6 protein-coding genes (1 of these 6 only partly in view) are annotated in these 19,012 nt (G+C 64.8%); 4 read left to right on the top strand and 2 right to left on the bottom strand.

All coding sequences use genetic code 11. From position 1 onward, the window contains the following. Positions 1-5 precede the first annotated feature (5 nt). Positions 6-1,199, bottom strand: coding sequence for an amidohydrolase family protein (locus AC5Y5W_RS09975; protein WP_500012615.1), 1,194 nt, complete (start codon positions 1,197-1,199; stop codon positions 6-8). 112 nt (positions 1,200-1,311) lie between these two features. Further along, positions 1,312-2,319 (bottom strand): hotdog fold thioesterase, encoded by a 1,008-nt coding sequence (locus AC5Y5W_RS09970; RefSeq protein WP_500012613.1) that lies wholly within the window; start codon positions 2,317-2,319, stop codon positions 1,312-1,314. A 332-nt stretch (positions 2,320-2,651) separates the two neighbouring features. Here AC5Y5W_RS09970 and AC5Y5W_RS09965 point away from each other — a divergent pair, with 332 nt between their 5' ends. The 4 genes from AC5Y5W_RS09965 to AC5Y5W_RS09950 form a co-directional block, all read left to right on the top strand. After that, positions 2,652-4,190, top strand: a complete 1,539-nt coding sequence (locus AC5Y5W_RS09965; RefSeq protein WP_500012754.1) for an MFS transporter — start codon at positions 2,652-2,654, stop codon at positions 4,188-4,190. Positions 4,191-4,547: 357 nt separating this feature from the next. After that, positions 4,548-4,763 carry an MbtH family protein gene (locus AC5Y5W_RS09960; protein WP_499884473.1) on the top strand — a complete coding sequence of 72 codons (216 nt, stop codon included), beginning with the start codon at positions 4,548-4,550 and terminating at the stop codon, positions 4,761-4,763. 93 nt (positions 4,764-4,856) lie between these two features. Beyond that, positions 4,857-16,922, top strand: coding sequence for an amino acid adenylation domain-containing protein (locus AC5Y5W_RS09955; protein ID WP_500022270.1), 12,066 nt, complete (start codon positions 4,857-4,859; stop codon positions 16,920-16,922). Further along, positions 16,919-19,012, top strand: partial view of a non-ribosomal peptide synthase/polyketide synthase gene (locus AC5Y5W_RS09950; protein WP_500010449.1) — the beginning only. 25,137 nt of this gene lie beyond the right edge of the window; only the first 2,094 of its 27,231 coding nucleotides appear in the window; it begins with the start codon at positions 16,919-16,921; its stop codon lies off the right edge, out of view. The genes AC5Y5W_RS09955 and AC5Y5W_RS09950 overlap by 4 nt, the downstream gene beginning before the upstream one ends.

The raw sequence follows: 19,012 nt of genomic DNA, 5'->3' as shown, positions 1-19,012 counted from the left end.
AGAGCTTAGGCGCTGACTGGTTTGGCGACCTTCATCAGCTTCATCAGGTTGCCGCCCATGATCTTTGCGACGTCCTCGTCATCGAAGTCAGTGAGCTCGTCGACGAAGGAGATGGGATCCTTCAGGCCCTCGGGATGCGGCCAGTCGGATCCGAACAGCACCCGGTCGGTGCCCACCATGTTGACGATCTCGGTGAACCGGTCCTCCCAGAACGGGGTGATGTAGACGCAGCGCTTGAACGCCTCGATGGGGTCCTCGATGAACGCGTTCGGCATCTTCTTGTAGACGCCCTTGAGGCCCTTGAACAGATCCGGTACCCAATCGGCGCCGTTTTCGATCGACAGGATCCGCAGTTCCGGGTTGCGTGACAGCGCACCGTGGCACACCAGTGCACCCATGGCGTCCAGGATCGGTCGATGGCCCATTGCGAAGCTGCGGAAGGCGGTCGGCTTGAACGGCAGGAACTCATCGCCGGGCTCCCACACGTTGGCGAATTCGGAGTAACCACTGTCCGAAGCGTGCATCGAGACCGGTAACTCGGCTTTGATGCAGGCCTGCCAGAACGGGTCGAACTCTTCGAGGCCGAACGACCGGCTACCTTTGTAGCCGGGCACGGGTGCCGGGCGGACCAGTACGGTGCGGGCGCCCCGCTCCAGACACCACTCGAGTTCTTCGAGCGCGCGCTCGACGATCGGCAGGGTGATCACCGGAGTGGCGAAGATGCGGTCCTTGTAGTTGAACGACCACTGTTCGTACATCCACTCGTTGAGCGCGTGGATGACGTCGTGGGTCATCTCCGGGTCGTCCTTCATGCGTTCCTCGACCAGGCTGGCCAGAGTCGGGAACATCAAGGCGTAGTCGATGCCGAGTTCGTCCATGACCTCCAGCCGCGCGCCCGGTTCACGAAACGCTGGGATGGCCTTCATCGGCTCGCCCAGAATCTCTCGGTAGCTCTTGCCTTGGGCGCCGTGGCGGAAGTAGTCCTCCTGTGCGCCCGGCCGGGCCACCACCTCGAACGTGGGGTTGGGGATGTACTCGCTGATGTGGCCGCGGACCACGATTTTGGTGCGACCGCGGACCTGCACATAGTCGATGACACGCTTGCGGTTCTCCGGCAGGAACTTGGTCAGCGCCTCCTGCGGCTCGTACATGTGGTTGTCGGCGTCGAATACCGGGAAGGACAGTTCGCGGGACGGCATGGCGACTCCTGATCGTGGTGGTTCCGAAAAGCAGCGGCGGACAGGCGGTAATGACGTTACCACCCCGATGGGCGGATGCGGAATAGTCGTACGGCGGTCAGTGCCGGCCGGTTCAGTGTCGTTCCGGGGCGTTGACGATGGCGAAATTCACCGTCGCGGTCGCGGCGAGTTCGTCGTCGTCGCTGCGGTATACGTCCACCTGGGTGACGACGGCGCGTCGGCCGGCCCGCAGGACCCGGGCGACCGCCCGCGCGGAACCGGCGGTGATCGGGCGCAGATAACGGATGAACAGATCAGCGGTGGTCAAGCCGGCGCCCGCCGGCAGGTAATGCAGGCCAAGTTGACCGCCGGCTACGTCGGCCAGCGTGGCGAGCAGTCCGCCTTGAACCGCGCCGGAAGTGTTGACCACCTGAGGGCTGACCGTCAACTCCATCGTGTACTCGTCGTCGTGGTCGGTTTCGCGGAGACCGATTTGGGCGAACAATTCGCCCAGCGTCGGCGCGGTCACCTCGCGCTCGTCGTCGGCGCCGAGCGCATGGATGCAGAAGTCGTACAACTGGGCCGAGTCGATTGGCGCGCCAGTCAATTCGGCGCCCAGCCAATGCAATCGCTGCGCACCCAATACGGTCTGCATGATGATCGCCGCGGCGGATCCGACGTCGAGCCTGGGACCGAACACGCCTTCGGTGACGCCGCGCTGCACGATGTCGCGAATCAGTTGATGCAAAGGCGAGAGCACCCGCGCGTAGTCACGCGGCCGGGTTTCGGCCAAGTGCTGGTTGTAGAGGCTCAACGCCCGGTTGAGGCTGTCCTGGGTGCTGGATTCGGGTTGTGCGCTGATTCGGTCGATCACCAACTTCATCGCCGCGGTGCTGTCTAGTCCGGTGGTCTCCGCGCGCCAGGCCCGCGCCGTCTGCGCCATGGTCTTGTCGAACAGGGCGAGCAGCAACTCGTCCTTGCTGGAAAAGTGCTGATAGAAAGCCCGCAGCGACGTCTTGGAACGGGCGACCACTTCTTGCACCGTGAAATCGGTGCGGCCGGTCTCGCCGAGGATTTCCACCGCTGTCTTGATGAAGCGTTCACCGCGCGTGACGTCGGCTTCGCCGTCCAGGATGGGCATGGGCGCATCTCCTCTTCCGCCGCGCCTGATCGCACTTCGAGAATGAGGTTACCGCAGGTAGTGGCCCGACCGCCGCATAGCTGATGAGTTAGCCGCGGTGGCGGCCCTTGGTGAGCTGGTCAGCGGATATGGCCAGTTCCTCGGGCATCCGTCTGTTGCCGAGAAAGGCTGTGCGACAGTGAAAGTCGTTGGCCTCACCGGGAATCGGCAAGTACGGTCTGCCGCAAAGTGGCGGCGATCCGTTTGGATTTCGCACGCGGTACGAGGAGGTTCCAGTACGGTGGCCAGCTATGGGGGCTCGTGATGATGCGCAACAGGCGCTATCTCCGTCGATGACGGAATCCGCTGAACAAGCGACGCCAACGACTGTCGAATCCACCACGGCGCCCCGTTCGAGTGACGATGCGCCGGCTTGGCGGCCGTCTCGCTGGTTCCTCGCCGCGATTGTCGCGATCGGCGGCATGCAGCTGATGGTGGGCATGGATAACACCATCGCGGTGATCGCGCTTCCTAAGATCCAGGCCGAGCTGGGGCTCTCGGATGCCGGGCGGAGTTGGGTGATCACCGCCGCCTTGCTGACCTATGGCGGCCTGATGCTGCTGGGCGGCCGCCTGGGCGACACCATCGGGCGCAAACGCGCCTTCGTCATCGGTGTGGTGGTGTTCACCACGGCCCTGGGCCTGTGCGGCATTGCTTGGAACGAGGGCGTTCTCGTCCTGGGTCGGCTGCTGCAGGGGGTGGGGGGCGCGATCGTCGGACCGACCAGCTTGGCGCTGGTGGCGACTACGTTCCCGAAAGGGCCCGCACGCAACACCGCGGTAGCGGTGCTAGGTGCAATGGCCGGCATCGGCTCAGTGTTCGGCCTGGTTGTGGGCGGAATGCTCACCGAGGTGTCGTGGCGGCTCGTGTTTTTGGTGAACGTGCCGATCGGGGTCCTGGTGCTCTGGCTGGCCCAGACCGCGCTGCGGGAAACCCAGAAGGAACGGATGAAGCTCGACGCCGCCGGGGCCGTGCTGGCCACCTTGATCGGCACTGCGGCGGTTTTCGGCTTCTCGATCGGGCCGGAGAAGGGCTGGCTTTCGGCGCCGACCATCGGTTTGGCAGCGGTAGCTTTGGCTGCTTCAGTGGCGTTCGTCCTGGTGGAGCGTAGGGCCGAGAATCCCATCGTGCCGTTCGATTTGTTCTTCGACCGCAACCGGCTGGCCACGTTGGTGGCCATGTTTCTTGCTGGCGGGTTGATGTTCACCTTGGTCCTACTGGTCGCCGTGTACGTGCAGGACATCATGGGCTACAGCCCGCTGCGGGCGGGCATCAGCTTCATCCCGTTCACCATCGCGATGGCGGTCGGGGTGGGGGCGTCGTCACGCCTGGTGATGTGGTTCTCGCCGCGGGTGGTGGTGCTCGCCGGCAGCGTCCTGGTGCTGGTTGCGATGCTGTACGGCTCGACGTTCAATCACGGCATGCCGTACTTCCCGAACCTGGTTGTCCCAATCGTCGTCGGCGGTCTCGGTATCGGCGCGATGGGCCTCCCGCTGACATTGTCGTTGATCGCCAGCGTCGGCTCAGACCGTATCGGGCCCGCGTCAGCGATCGCAATGATCCTGCAGACCCTCGGCGGGCCGGTGGTGTTGGCCGTCGTCCAGGTTGCTGTCACATCGCGCACGCTGCAGCTGGGCGGCATCATCGGACCGGTGAAAGCCATGAACCCCGTGCAGTTGCATGCGCTGGACCGCGGCTACACGTACGGTCTGCTGTGGCTGGCCGGGTTGGTCATCCTGGTCGCCGGGGTGGCGTTGCTCATCGGCTACACCGCGCAGCAGGTGGCGCGCGCGCAGGAAGTCAAGCGGGCCGCCGACGCCGGGGAACTGTAAACAACCGCCAGTCCGCCGGGCGTCGGATCGCCATATCGCCGCGTGTAAGCCGTAATCCAGCAATCGTCAGCAATTATCGCGCGCATCTGTTACCGGCCGTCCGACTTGTGATCGTCCGCTGTCCTGGATTTCGACCTTTACCACACGACGCCGCAGGTCGGCGGTGTCAGTTTCGCCGCCAAAGCTCGGCCATGCGTATCACGTCGTGGCGGGCGCGCTCGTTCTCCAGACCATCCGTCAGCTACTTCAGATGCCCACCGCTTTTGCGAGCCTCACTTTCTCGAAACCTCGGACGGCCGCTGTTGGACTCCCGTAAAGTCTGCGGCGGCATGTCAATTAGACGCCCTGGGGGAACTGGTGAGTATCAATCCGTTTGATGATGACAATGGCAACTTTTTCGTCTTGGTCAACGACGAGGAGCAACACAGCCTGTGGCCGACCTTCGCCGACGTTCCAGCTGGCTGGCAGGTAGTTTACGGCGAAGCGGACCGCGCGGCATGTTTGGAGTACATCGAACAGAACTGGGCCGATATACGACCGAAGAGTTTACGCGACAGGCTGGCATCGGGCTGACGGCCCTCAAGATTCAACCGTGGGTTGGGGAGCCTTTGGGGAAGATGAATGGAGCTTGATGTCCGGTCGCTTCTGCTGACGCGCGGAGAGACAATGGAGCGCGACGCAGGACTTCCGCTGACGCGCGGACAGTTGGACATTTGGCTTGCGCAGGAGACGGGCCAATCCGACACGGAGTGGCAGCTCGGCCTATTCGTAAAAATAGCGGGTTCCGTAGAACGCGATCCGCTCGAGTGGACGATCCGCCGAGTGATACAAGAGGCCGAACCAGTCAGGGCTGCCGTCGTTGAGGTCGATGGACAGGTTTTTCAAAAAGCAGTTGATTATCCGGACGTCCAGCTGGAATTTTGCGACCTGACCGGTTCCCACCAGCCGGCGCAGGAAGCCAGGCAGCTAGCAGCATCGATACAACGCACGCCGATGCCGCTCAGCGGCCCGCTGTTCAAATTCGCGTTATTTCAGACGCGACTCGATGAATTCTATTTGTTCGGGTGCGGCCATCATATAGTCCTCGATGGCTCGGGCATCGCGCTGGTCGGTCATCGGATTGCGACTGTATATTCGGCAATTGTTTCCGGCTCGCCCATTCCCCCTGCGGTCTTCGGCTCATTGCAGGACTTAGTTGATTCTGAATTTGAATACGAAGCGTCAACTGATTACCTCGACGATCACGAGTATTGGGTAAGGAATTTGCCAGTCGAGCGTGGACCGCATTATCGGTCCCCGCAAGGCGGGAACGACGGTGATTCGTATTGGCCTTCCGCACCGGTTCAATTGGACCCGGTGGTCCTTCGCCGAGTCGAAGACTTATCTCGGGCGTGGAATGTGCCTCGGTCATCGGTGATCACTGCGGCGTGCGCACTTTTGGTGCGTAGGTGGTGTGCTGAGGGTTTGGAGGTGGCGCTGGACTTTCCGGTCACCAGGCGAGTTCATCCGGAGTCAAAAACGCTTCCTGGGATGGTTGCCGGGGTCGTGCCGTTGGTATTGACGGTTTCACCCCAAACCACGGTGACTGAATTCTGTGCGCATGTTGACGCCCGAATACGAGAAGCGCTGCAACATCAGCGGTTCCCGGTGCAAGCCCTTGAGCGCAAGGCCCGCTCGCGCGGCGCAGCGCAGCCGCTCGATCGGGTGAGCGTCAATTTCCTGCCGGCCGCATTCACACTCGATTTCGGTGGCGTCACGGCATCGGCATCGTTGACTAATGCCGGCCTCGTGGACGGCTTTGGGCTGATCTTCTCCGGTAGCGGTGACGACCTCTTTCTCAGCACGTTGGGCGCTGGGCATCCATTGTCGAATTTCGGTGTCGGCGATTTGGCGAAGCGGTTGGAGTCGGTATTGGCGACGATGACCGCCGATCCGGGACGCCAGTTGTCATCGCTGGATGTGTTGGATGCCAGTGAGCATGCCCGACTGGACGGCTGGGGCAACCGGGCGGTATTGACGGCGCCGGCACCTGCCTCGGCGTCGATTCCGACGTTATGGGCTGCGCAGGTGGCCCGTACCCCGGAAGCGCTGGCGCTGACCTTCGAAGGCCGCTCCATGACTTACCTCGAAGTCGAGGAAGCCGCGAATCGGCTGGCGCATCTGCTGACTGCGCACGGCGCGGGCCCCGGCGAGTGCGTGGCGTTGCTGTTTTCCCGGTCGGCTGAGGCGATCGTGGCGATTTTGGCGGTGCTCAAGACGGGGGCGGCGTATGTGCCGATGGACTCGGCGCTGCCGGCGGCCCGCATTGACTTCATGCTCGCCGATGCCGCACCGATCGCTGCGATCACCACCACGGGCTTGGGGTCCCAGTTGGACGGGTGCGATCTGCTGCTCATCGATGTCAACGACTCCCGTATTGGCGCCCAGCCCAGCACGGCTCTTTCGGCACCGAGCCCTGATGACGTCGCCTACCTCATCTACACCTCGGGCACTACCGGTGTTCCCAAGGGGGTCGCCGTCACCCACCACAACGTGACCCAGCTGGTGGAGTCACTGCAGGCCGACCTGGAACCGGTCGGTCAGGTGTGGACGCAGTGGCATTCGTTGGCCTTTGACGTTTCGGTGTGGGAGATCTGGGGTGCCCTGCTGCACGGTGGGCGGCTGGTGGTGGTGCCCGAGTCGGCAGTCGGTGCGCCGGACGACTTCCACGCCTTACTGGTCGCTGAAAAAGTTAGCGTTTTGAGCCAAACCCCTTCTGCCGTAGGGATGTTGCCGCCGTATGGCTTGGATTCTATGGCGTTGGTGGTGGCTGGTGAGGATTGCCCGGGCGAGGTGGTCGACCGGTGGGCGCCTGGGCGGGTGATGATCAACGCCTATGGTCCGACCGAGGCCACGGTGTATGCGGCGATGACCGCGCCGTTGGCGGTCGGGTCGAGTGTGGTGCCGATCGGCTCGCCGGTGAGCGGGGCGGCGTTGTTTGTGCTGGACGCGTGGTTGCGCCCGGTGCCGGCCGGTGTGGTAGCCGAGTTGTATGTGGCCGGCGCAGGCGTGGGGTGCGGTTATTGGCGTCGCCCGGGTCTGACGGCGGCGCGATTTGTGGCCTGCCCGTTTGGGGTTCCGGGAGCGCGGATGTACCGCACCGGGGATCTGGTGTGTTGGGACACCGAGGGGCAACTGCAGTACCTCGGGCGCGCCGATGAGCAGGTCAAGATCCGGGGGTATCGCATCGAGCTCGGTGAGGTGCGCGCAGCGCTGGCCGAGTTGGACGGCGTAGAGCAGGCGGTGGTGATCGCCCGCGAGGACCGCCCCGGCGACAAGCGTCTGGTGGGCTATGTCATCGGCACAGCGGATGCCGCCGAGTTGCGGGTCGCGCTTGCCGAGCGGCTTCCGTCGTACATGGTGCCTTCTGCGGTAGTAGCGCTGGGGGCACTGCCGTTAACACCGAACGGCAAACTCGACAAGCGCGCTCTGCCCGCACCGGAGTACGGGGACGTTGATCATTACCGCCCTCCGGCCAACGCGGTTGAGGAGATTCTGGCCGGCATCTACGCCCGGGTGCTCGATGTGGAGCGCGTCGGTGTGGATGACTCGTTTTTCGACCTGGGCGGGGATTCGCTTCTAGCAATGCGGGTGGTCGCAGCGGTCAACACCGGCCTGAATGCCGCTCTCTCGGCGCGCGCCTTGTTTGAGGCCCCCACGGTTGCCCAGTTGGCGCCCCGCATCACTGAGGGGCCGGGCGGGTTGCCGCGGCTGACACCGGTTGAGCGGCCCGAAGTGGTTCCCTTGTCGTTTGCTCAGCAGCGGTTGTGGTTCCTCGACCGATTCGAGGGCGGGGCTGCGACCTACAACATGCCGGCCGCTTTTCGGATCAGCGGGCCGCTGGCCGTCGAGGCGCTGCGTGCGGCGCTGGCCGACGTGGTGGGCCGCCATGAGACCCTGCGCACCGTGTTCCCGGCGGTTGCCGGGACACCCCAACAAGTAGTGATCCCTGCCGAGCGGGCCGATTTCGGTTGGGACGTTGTCGATGCGACCGGGTGGTCGGCAAGCCGACTGGATGAGGCGGTTGGCGCCGCGGTACGTTACAGCTTCGATTTGGCGGCCGAGATTCCCTTGCGCGCTTGGCTTTTCCGTGTCGGCGATGACGATCATGTGCTGGTGGCGGTGGTGCATCATATCGCCGGGGACGGTTGGTCGATTAGCCCTCTGGTGCGTGATCTGAGTACGGCCTATACCAGCCGGTGTGCGGGGCAAGTCCCCGGTTGGGCGCCGTTGCCGGTCCAGTACGCCGATTTCACGCTGTGGCAGCGCGCGCAGTTCGGTGATCTGGCCGATAGCGAGAGTCCGATTGCTGTGCAGCTGGCTTACTGGGAGCAGACCCTGGCCGGGCTGCCCGAGTACCTACGATTGCCCACCGACCGGCCCTACCCGCCGATTGCTGACTACCACGGCGCCAGCGTGATCGTGGACTGGCCCGTCGAGCTACAGCAGCGGATTGCAGCGGTGGCCCGCCAGCACAACACGACTGGCTTCATGGTGATACAGGCCGCGCTGGCGGCGCTGCTGGGCAAGCTCAGCGGAAGCCCTGATGTGACAGTCGGGTTCCCGGTTGCAGGGCGTCGTGACCCTGCGCTGGATGAGCTGGTGGGGTTCTTCGTCAATACGTTGGTCTTACGTGTCGATCTGGCTGGAGACCCCACCGTCGCGCAGCTGCTAGCCCAAGTGCGGGCGCGCAGTTTGGAGGCGTTCGAGCACCAGGATGTGCCGTTTGAGGTCCTGGTTGATCGACTCAACCCCACCCGAAGCCTGACTCATCACCCATTGGTTCAGGTGGTATTTGCTTGGCAGAACTTCCCTGGGCAAGACACCGACCCCTTGCGCCGGGTGAGTTTTGAGGATCTGCAGATCGCACCGATGGCGGTGGAAACCCAGGCTGCCCGCACGGATTTGGTGCTGTTCCTCGGCGAACGTTGGGACGAAACCGGTGAACCTGCCGGCATTTACGGGGTGGTGGAATTTCGAACCGACGTTTTCGACGCGGGCAGAATCGAAGCGTTGATTGAGCGGCTGCGCCGGGTGTTGGTGGCTATGACCGACGATCCCGGTCGACGGCTCTCGTCGATGGATCTGCTCGATGCCGACGAGCGCGCCCAGTTGGATGAGTGGGGTAACCGGGCGGTGCTTACCCAGCGCGCTGTCCCACCGATGTCGATTCCGGCGTTGTTCGCCACCCAGGCGGCGCGCGCTCCGGAGGCAGTTGCGCTGGTTTTCGAGGGCCGCTCGATGACGTATCGCGGGTTGGATGAGGCCTCTAACCGGCTGGCACACCTGTTGGCGGGCCACGGGGTGGGCCCGGGACATACTGTGGCGCTTCTGTTTTCACGTTCCGCCCAGGCGATCGTGGCGATGTTGGCGGTTTTGAAGACCGGGGCGGCGTATGTGCCAATGGACCCGGCGCATCCCGAAGCCAGGATCACATTCATCATCGAGGACACGGCGGCGATGGCCGCGGTCACGACGACCGCACTGGCCGAGCGGCTGCAGGGGTACGACCTGACGGTCATCGACATTGATGACCCCGCGGTGAGCAATCAGCGCAGCAGTGGCTTGCCGCCACCGGCGCCCGATGACATCGCTTACCTGATCTACACCTCGGGCACTACCGGTCTGCCCAAGGGGGTGGCGGTCACTCACCACAACGCGACCCAACTGCTGGCGTCGCCGGATCTCGTCGTGCCCCAAGCGGGGGTGCGGCCGCAGTGCCACACCTTGGCCTTCGACACCTCGGTGTGGGAGATCTTCGGTTCCCTGGTGCAGGGTGGACGACTGGTGGTGGTGCCCGAGTCGGTCGCGCGCTCGCCAGAAGACTTGCATGCGTTGCTGGTTAGCGAAGGCGTCAGCATGTTCGCCCAGACGCCGTCTGCGGTGGCGGCGTTGTCGCCAGAGGGGTTGGAGTCGGCGACGTTGTTCGTTGCCGGTGAGCCCTGCCCGGCCGAGGTGGTCAATCGGTGGGCGCCGGGCCGGGTGATGCGCAATGCCTACGGCCCGACCGAGACGACGATGGTGGTGGCGATCAGTGCGCCGTTGCGGCCGGGTCCAGGTGTCGTGCCGATCGGGTCGCCCATACCTGGGGCGGCGTTGTTTGTGCTCGATCAATGGTTGCGTCCGGTGCCCGCTGGTGTGGCGGGTGAATTGTATGTGGCCGGTGCCGGGGTGGCCTGTGGGTATGTGCGCCGCAGTGCGCTGACGGCGTCGCGGTTTGTGGCGTGCCCGTTCGGGGGCGCGGAGGCGCCGGGAAGACGTATGTATCGCACCGGGGATTTGGTGTGTTGGCGCCCCGACGGGCAGTTGGACTACTTCGGGCGTGCCGACGAACAGGTCAAGATCCGCGGCTACCGCATCGAACTCGGCGAGATCGAGGCCGCGTTGGCGGAGCATCCTCGGGTGGGGCAGGCGGTGGTCGTCGCTCACACGGACACGCGAACAGCGGGTGGCGGCGACGAGCCGAGCAACAAACAGTTGGTCGGCTATGTGGTGCTGGATCAGGAGATGATCCTGGTCCGCGAGCCCGGGCGAGAAGCGAAGCTCGTTGCGCAGTGGCAGGAACTTTATGGGGGCCTCTATTCGGGGTTGGCATCGACGACGGACGCCCCGGTTGCGTTGGGAGACGAGTTCGCAGGCTGGGACAGCAGTTACACCGGCAGCCCGATTCCGCTTGAGGAGATGCGGGAATGGCGCGCTGCTGCGGTGGATCGAATCCGTGGGTTGCGCGGGGCGCGGGTGCTGGAGATCGGCGTCGGTTCCGGGCTGTTGCTTGCGCGGTTGGCACCCGAGTGCGTCGAGTATTGGGGCACGGACTTCGCCGCGCCGACAATCCAGACGTTGCAGGCGGCGCTGGCCGGGCAGTCGTGGGGTGATCGGGTGCGGTTGCGGGTGCAGCCAGCCGACGTGGCCGACGGTTTGCCGAAGGGGCATTTCGATGTCGTGGTCCTCAACTCGGTAGCCCAGTACTTCCCCAGCGCGGGGTATCTACTTGATGTGCTGGCAGTAGCGATGCGATTGCTGGCACCGGGCGGGGCGTTGTTCATCGGCGACGTGCGCAACCTGTCGTTGTTGGAAGCGTTCACCACCGGTGTGGTGTGCGCGAATTCGGTCGATGGCGAGGACAGCGCCGCCGTCGTGGCCGAGCGGGTGCGCCGGGAAATGCTTGCCGAGCAGGAACTGCTATTGGCGCCAGAATTTTTCGCGGCTTTGCCGCAGCGCCTTCCCGACATCGGCGCGGTGGACGTCCAACTCAAGCAGATGCGGGCGGTCAACGAACTCAGCGGTTACCGATACGACGTGGTGCTGCGCAAGGCGCCGGTACCGGTGCGTTCCCTTACAGACCTACCGTCGCAACCGTGGCAACAGTTCGGAAGCTTGGACCGGCTGGCCGAACACCTGCAGTCACAGGGGCTGCCGGAATTACGCATAACCGGGGTGCCGCACAGCGGGATCTGGTCTGAGGAAGCCTTGGCGCGAGCGCTGCCTCAGTCCAGCGGCCGGGTGCCGATCAGCGAATTGCGCGCCGGCCTGTCCACACCCGATGGGGTATTGCCACACGAGTGTCATGGACTGGGCCAGGAACTGGGATATGCCACGGCGGTGACATGGTCGCCGACTGCTGGCCTGGTGGATCTGATCTTCACTCACCCCGCTGCACCAGCCAACGGCTCGGGGCCGACGGCACTGTCGGATCTGTACCTGCCGGCCACACCGGTGGGTTCACTGGCCGGGTACGTCAACGACCCGGCGGCGATCGAGCGAGCCACTGAGCTGCGTCGCTTTGTGGCCGAAAGGTTGCCGGAGTTCATGGTGCCAGCCGCGGTCATGGTGGTGGAGTCGCTGCCATTGACGGTCAACGGCAAACTTGATCGCCGAGCGTTGCCAGCCCCGGAGTTCGTCAGCGGGGTGGCCTATCGGGCGCCGCGTGATCAACGCGAGCAGACGTTAACCGCGCTGTTCGGCGAGGTTCTCGGGGTGACCCGGGTCGGCATCGATGAGTCGTTTTTCGACCTGGGTGGTCATTCACTGTCTGCGACATGGCTGCAAGCGCGGGTGCGGGCTGAACTGGGTGTGGAGGTCCCGATCCGAGCGTTGTTCGACACGCCCACCGTGGCCGGGTTGACCGAATGGATGAGCGCGCATCACGCGGAACGGGCCGAGACAGCCTTGACAGCGCAGCATCGACCTGCGGCGGTTCCGTTGTCGTATGCGCAGCAGCGGTTGTGGTTTTTGGAGCAGTTGCAGGGGCCGTCATCGATTTACAACATGGCTACCGCATATCGAATCACCGGGGCGCTGGATGTCGCGGCATTGGGTGCGGCGTTGGTTGATGTGGTGGGCCGTCATGAGAGTCTGCGCACGCTGTTTGCCGCAGTCGATGGGGTACCTCAACAGGTGGTGGTCCCGGTAGAGCGGGCCGAGGTCAGCTGGGACATCGTTGATGCCAGCGGTTGGTCGGGGGGCCGGCTGAGTGAGGCCATCGACGCGGCGGTGCGGTACTCGTTTGACCTGTCGGCCGAGATCCCGTTGCGGGCATGGCTTTTCCGGGTCGGCGATGATGAGCATGTGTTGGTGGCGGTGGCCCACCATATTGCTGCCGATGGGTGGTCGGTGAGCCCGTTGGTGCGTGATTTGGGCGTGGCTTACGGCAGCCGGTGCGTCGGGCAGGCTCCTGACTGGGTGTCGCTTCCGGTGCAGTATGTCGATTACACGTTGTGGCAGCGTGATCAGCTGGGTGATCTGGCTGATAGCGAGAGCCGCATCGCCGCGCAGTTAACTTACTGGCAGCAGGCGTTGGCGGGGTTGCCCGAGCGGCTGCAGTTGCCCACCGATCGGCCCTACCCGCCGGTGGCGGATTACCGCGGTGCCAGTGTGGCCGTGGATTGGCCGGCGCAGCTGCAGCAGCAGATTGCCCGGATCGCTGGTGAGCACCAGGCGACCAGTTTCATGGTGGTGCAGGCCGCGTTGGCGGTGTTGTTGTCCAAGCTGAGCGCCAGTTGCGATGTGGCGGTGGGGTTCCCGATCGCCGGGCGGCGCGATCCGGCGCTGGACGAGTTGGTCGGGTTTTTCGTCAACACCTTGGTGTTGCGGGTTGATCTAGCCGGTGATCCCACCGTCGCCGAGGTGCTGGCCCAGGTGCGAGCACGCAGTCTGGCCGCCTACGAGCATCAAGACGTGCCCTTTGAGGTGCTGGTGGAGCGGCTCAACCCCACCCGCAGCCTGACCCATCACCCGTTGGTGCAGGTGTTGTTGGCCTGGCAGAACCTTCCCGCGCAGAGCACCGATCCTGCCAGCTTCGCTTTGGGTGACCTGGAGCTCGCTCCGCTGTCGCCGGACACCCACACCGCCCGCGTGGACCTGACATTTTCGCTCGCCGAAAACTGGGACGAGGCTGGCAGCCCGACCGGGATTAGCGGGACCGTGGAATTTCGTACCGACGTATTTGATGCCGCGAGCATCGAGGTGCTCGTCGGGCGATTGCAGCAGGTGCTGGCGGCGATCACTGCCGAGCCGACTCGGCGGCTGTCGTCGATCGGGCTGCTTGATGCGGTTGAGCAGGCCCGGCTTGATGGGTGGGGAAACCGGGCGGTGTTGACTGCACCGGCGCCCGCCGGGAGGTCGATTCCGGAATTGTTCGCCATCCAAGTGGCGCGCGCCCCGGAGGCGGTGGCGCTGGTCTGCGGCGATTGCACCTGGACCTACCAGGAGCTGGATGAGGCCTCTAACCGGTTGGGGCACTTGCTGCTTGGTCTCGGTGCGGGCCCGGGACAGTGTGTGGCGCTGCTGTTTTCGCGGTCGGCTGAGGCGATCGCGGCGATTCTGGCGGTGCTCAAGACGGGGGCGGGGTATCTGCCGATCGATCCGATGTCGCCCGCGGCGCGGATGCAGTTCATGGTTGCCGATGCCGCGCCGACCGTCGCGATCAGCACAGCCGGGCTGGCCGGCCGGCTGCACGGCTGCGAGTTGGCCGTCATTGATGTCGACGACCCTCGCATCGATACCCAACCCAGCACGGCGTTGCCGGCGCCGGCCGCCGATGACATCGCCCACATCATCTACACCTCGGGCACGACGGGGATACCCAAGGGGGTGGCCGTCACCCACCGCAACGTGACCCGGCTGTTCGATTCACTGGACGCTGGCTTGGAGCTGGCGCCGGGACAGGTGTGGACACAGTGTCATTCGTTGGCTTTCGACTATTCGGTGTGGGAGATGTGGGGGGCGCTGCTGCACGGTGGGCGCCTGGTGGTGGTGCCCGACGACGTGACGCGCGCCCCAGACGAGTTCCACGCCTTGCTGGTTGCTGAAAAGGTCAGTGTGTTAAGCCAAACCCCTTCTGCGGTGGGTGTGCTTTCCCCGGAAAGGCTGGAATCGGCGGCGTTGGTGGTGGCCGCTGAGCCGTGTCCGGTCGAGGTGGTGGAGCGGTGGGCGCCGGGCCGGGCGATGGTCAACGCTTATGGGCCGACGGAGACCACGGTGTACGCGGCGATCAGTGCGCCGCTGACACCAGGGTCGGGGGTGGTGCCGATCGGGTCGCCGGTGCCGGGGGCGGCGTTGTTTGTGCTCGATGCCTGGTTGCGTGCGGTGCCGGCTGGGGTGGCCGGTGAGTTGTATGTGGCCGGGTCGGGAGTCGGTGTCGGGTATGTGCGTCGGCCCGGGTTGACGGCCTCGCGGTTTATCGCCTGCCCGCTCGGCGGGACCGGGTCGCGGATGTATCGCACCGGGGATCTGGTGTGTTGGCGCGCCGATGGACAGCTGGAGTATTTGGGGCGTGCTGATGAGCAGGTTAAGATCCGCGGCTATCGCATCGAATTGGGCGAAGTGCAAGCGGCGCTCAATGCCCTAGATGGGGTGGCCCAGGCGGTGGTGGTTGCCCGTGAGGACCGCCCCGGCGACAAACGCCTGGTGGGCTACATCACCGGCACCGCCGATCCGGTCGAGTCGCGCGCAGCATTGGCTGAGCGGCTGCCGGCCTACATGATCCCCGCAGCGGTAGTGGCCCTGGACACCTGGCCGTTGACCCCCAACGGCAAACTGGACACCCGCGCGCTGCCGGCGCCGGAGTATCACGAGACCGGTTATCGCGTCCCGGCCACCGCTATCGAGGAGATTCTGGCCGGTATCTATGCGCGGGTGCTGGGGTTGGAGCGGGTTGGGCTCGACGACTCATTCTTCGATCTGGGTGGGGACAGCATTTCGGCGATGCGGCTGGTCGCCGCGGCCAATACCGCTCTGGAGGCGGATCTTTCGGTGCGGTCGGTGTTTGAGGCGCCCACGGTGGCCCAGTTGGCCCCCCGGGTCGGTGGAAGTGAGAGTCGGCGTAAGCCATTGGTGGCCGTCGAGCGGCCGGCGAGAGTTCCGTTGTCGCTTGCCCAGAACCGGTTGTGGTTCCTCGACCAATTGCAGGGCCCCTCACCGGTCTACAACATGCCGGTGGCGTTGCGGTTGAGCGGGGCGCTGGATACCGACGCGTTGGCTGCGGCGCTGGGCGATGTGGTGGGCCGGCACGAGAGTCTGCGCACGTTGTTTCCGGTAGTCGACGGGACACCCCAGCAAGTGGTAATGGCGGCCGACGAGGCCGACTTCGGCTGGCGGGTCGTTGACGCCACTAGTTGGTCGGCAGAGCGGCTGGCTGAGGCGATCAGCATGGCGGTGCGGTACTCGTTCGACTTGACTGCTGAGATCCCTTTGCGGGCAACGCTTTTGCACCTCGGTGACGATGAGCATGTGTTGGTGGCGGTGGCCCACCATATCGCTGCCGATGGCTGGTCGGTCACCCCGTTGGTGCGTGATCTGGGCGTGGCTTACGCCAGCCGGTGTGTCGGGCAGGCTCCGGGCTGGGCGGCGCTACCGGTGCAGTATGTCGATTACACGTTGTGGCAGCGCGAGCAGTTGGGGGATCTCGATGATCCCGGTAGTCCGATCGCCGCGCAGCTGGCCTACTGGCAGCAGGCGTTGGGCGGGGTGCCCGATCGCTTGGTGCTGCCGACCGATCGGCCCTACCCGCCGGTGGCTGATCAGCGTGGCGCCAGTGTGGCCGTGGATTGGCCGGCGCAGCTGCAGCAGCGGATTGCCCGGGTGGCTGGTGAGCACCAGGCGACCAGTTTCATGGTGGTGCAGGCCGCGTTGGCGGTGTTGTTGTCGAAGCTGAGCGCCAGTTCAGATGTGGCGGTGGGGATTGCGATCGCCGGACGTGGTGACCCGGCACTGGATGAGTTGGTGGGATTTTTTGTCAACACCTTGGTGTTGCGGGTTGATCTGTCCGGTGATCCCACCGTCGCTGAGCTGTTGGCCCAGGTGCGCGCGCGCAGCCTGGCCGCTTACGAGCATCAAGACGTGCCCTTCGAGGTTCTGGTGGAGCGGCTCAACCCCAGTAGGTCTCGGAAGCATCACCCGCTGATCCAGGTGATGCTGGGTTGGCAGAACCTTCCCGAGCAACGCGAACCTGCAGCAGGGCTGAGGTTGGGTGATGTCCAGGTCAGCCCGCTGACAGTGGACACCCAAACGGCGCGAATGGATTTGGTAATTTCTTTGGCCGAACGTTTCACCGAGGCCGGGGAGCCTGGCGGGATTGGAGGGGCGGTGGAATTTCGCACCGACATTTTCGACGCACCGAGAATTGAGGCGCTAATCGAGCGGTGGCGGCGGGTGCTGGTGGCGTTGACCGCCGACACGAAGCGGCGGTCATGACCGCCGACACGGGGCCGCGGCTGTCGTCGATCGATCTGCTCGATGAGGATGAGCAGGCCCAGTTGGATGAGTGGGGCAACCGGGCGGTGTTGGCTGCGCCGGCCACTAGGCGGGTGTCGATTCCGGAGTTGTTCGCTGCGCAGGTGGAGCGCACACCCGAAGCGAGGGCGGTGGTCTGCGGCGAGAGTTCGTGGACGTATCGCGAACTGGATGTGGCTGCAAACCGGTTGGCGCACTTGCTGGTTGCACATGGTGTGGGTGCGGGACAGTGTGTCGGGTTGTTGTTGTCGCGGTCGACTGAGGCGATCGTGGCGATTTTGGCGGTTGTGAAGACCGGGGCGGCGTATCTGCCGATCGACCCGGCCGCGCCGGCTGCACGGATGCGGTTCATGCTCGCCGATGCCGCGCCGGTCGTGGTGATCACCACCACCGGGCTGGTCGACCGGCTCGACGGGCATGACGTGTTGGTCATCGACGTGAGCGATCCCGTTACGGCCACCCAACCCAGTACCGCATTGCCGGCGCCGGCGCCCGACGATATTGCCTACCTGATCTACACCTCGGGCACCACCGGGGTGCCCAAGGGGGTGGGCATCACCCACTACAACGTGGTCCAGCTGATAGAGGCACTGGACGCGGAGCTGTCAGGTCAGGTGTGGACGCAGTGCCATTCGTTGGCCTTCGACTTTTCGGTGTGGGAGATCTGGGGTGCGTTGCTGCGCGGTGGGCGGCTGGTGGTGGTGCCCGAAGCGGTAACGGGCTCCCCGGACGATTTCCACGACCTGCTCGTCGCCGAAAAGGTCAGCGTGCTCACGCAAACCCCGTCTGCCGCGGGAATGCTCTCGCCCGACGGTTTGGGATCGGTGACGTTGCTGGTCGGCGGTGAGGCGTGTCCGGTGGCGGTGGTGGATCGGTGGGCGCCGGGGCGGGTGATGATCAACGCCTACGGCCCGACGGAGACCACGGTCTATGCGGCGATCAGTGCGCCGCTGGTAGCGGGGTCCGGAGTGGTGCCGATCGGTGCGCCGGTGGCCGGGGCGGCGTTGTTCGTGCTGGACGAATCGTTGCAGGCGGTGCCGGCCGGTGTTGTCGGCGAGTTGTATGTAGCCGGCACCGGTGTGGGGGTTGGGTATTGGCGCCGCGCGGGGCTGACGTCGTCGCGGTTTGTCGCGTGTCCCTTTGCAGGGTCAGGGGCGCCCGGAACACGCATGTATCGCACGGGCGATTTGGTCTGGTGGCGAGCTGACGGACAGCTGGAGTATTTGGGGCGCGCCGATGAGCAGGTGAAGATTCGCGGGTACCGCATTGAGCTCGGTGAGGTTCAGGCGGCGTTAAGCGCGCTGGATGGAGTGGCTCAGGCGGTGGTCGTTGATCGTGAAGACCGCCCTGGTGATAAACGTCTGGTGGGTTATGTCACCGGCGCAGCAGATCCCGCGCAGATCCGCGCGCGGCTGGCTGAGCGGTTACCGGCCTACATGATTCCGGCGGCGGTGGTGGTGCTAGATAGCCTGCCGTTGACCGTAAATGGCAAACTCGACAAGCGAGCTTTGCCGGTACCGCAGTACCAGGATGCCGATGCTTACCGTGCGCCGGCCACCCCTACCGAGGAGATTCTGGCCGGTATTTATGCCCGGGTGCTGGGGCTGGATCGGGTCGGGGTCGACGACTCATTCTTCGACCTGGGTGGGGATTCACTGTCGGCGATGCGCGTGGTTGTTGCCGCAAACGCCGGCTTGGGTGCCAGCCTTGCGGTGCGCACGCTGTTTGAGGCGCCGACGGTGGCCGAGTTGGCGCCGCGTATCGGCGAAGACGGGGATCGCCGTGCGCCGTTGGTGGCCGGCCCGCGACCGGCGAGGGTCCCGTTGTCGTTTGCTCAGAGCCGGTTGTGGTTTTTGGACCGGTTCGAGGGCGGGGCGGCGACCTACAACATGCCGACGGCGTTTCGGATCAATGGGCCCTTGGATGCCGACGCACTGGACGCGGCGCTCGATGATGTGATCGCTCGCCATGAAGCGCTGCGCACGGTATTTCCCGATGTGGACGGTGTGGCGGTGCAGCAGGTGTTGCCGGCTCAGCCGGGGATGTGGCGG

It is taken from the genome of Mycobacterium sp. NGS51 (assembly GCF_059812525.1).
Note: the sequence above shows the minus strand (reverse complement) of the source record. Positions and strands in the feature narration are given on the sequence as shown.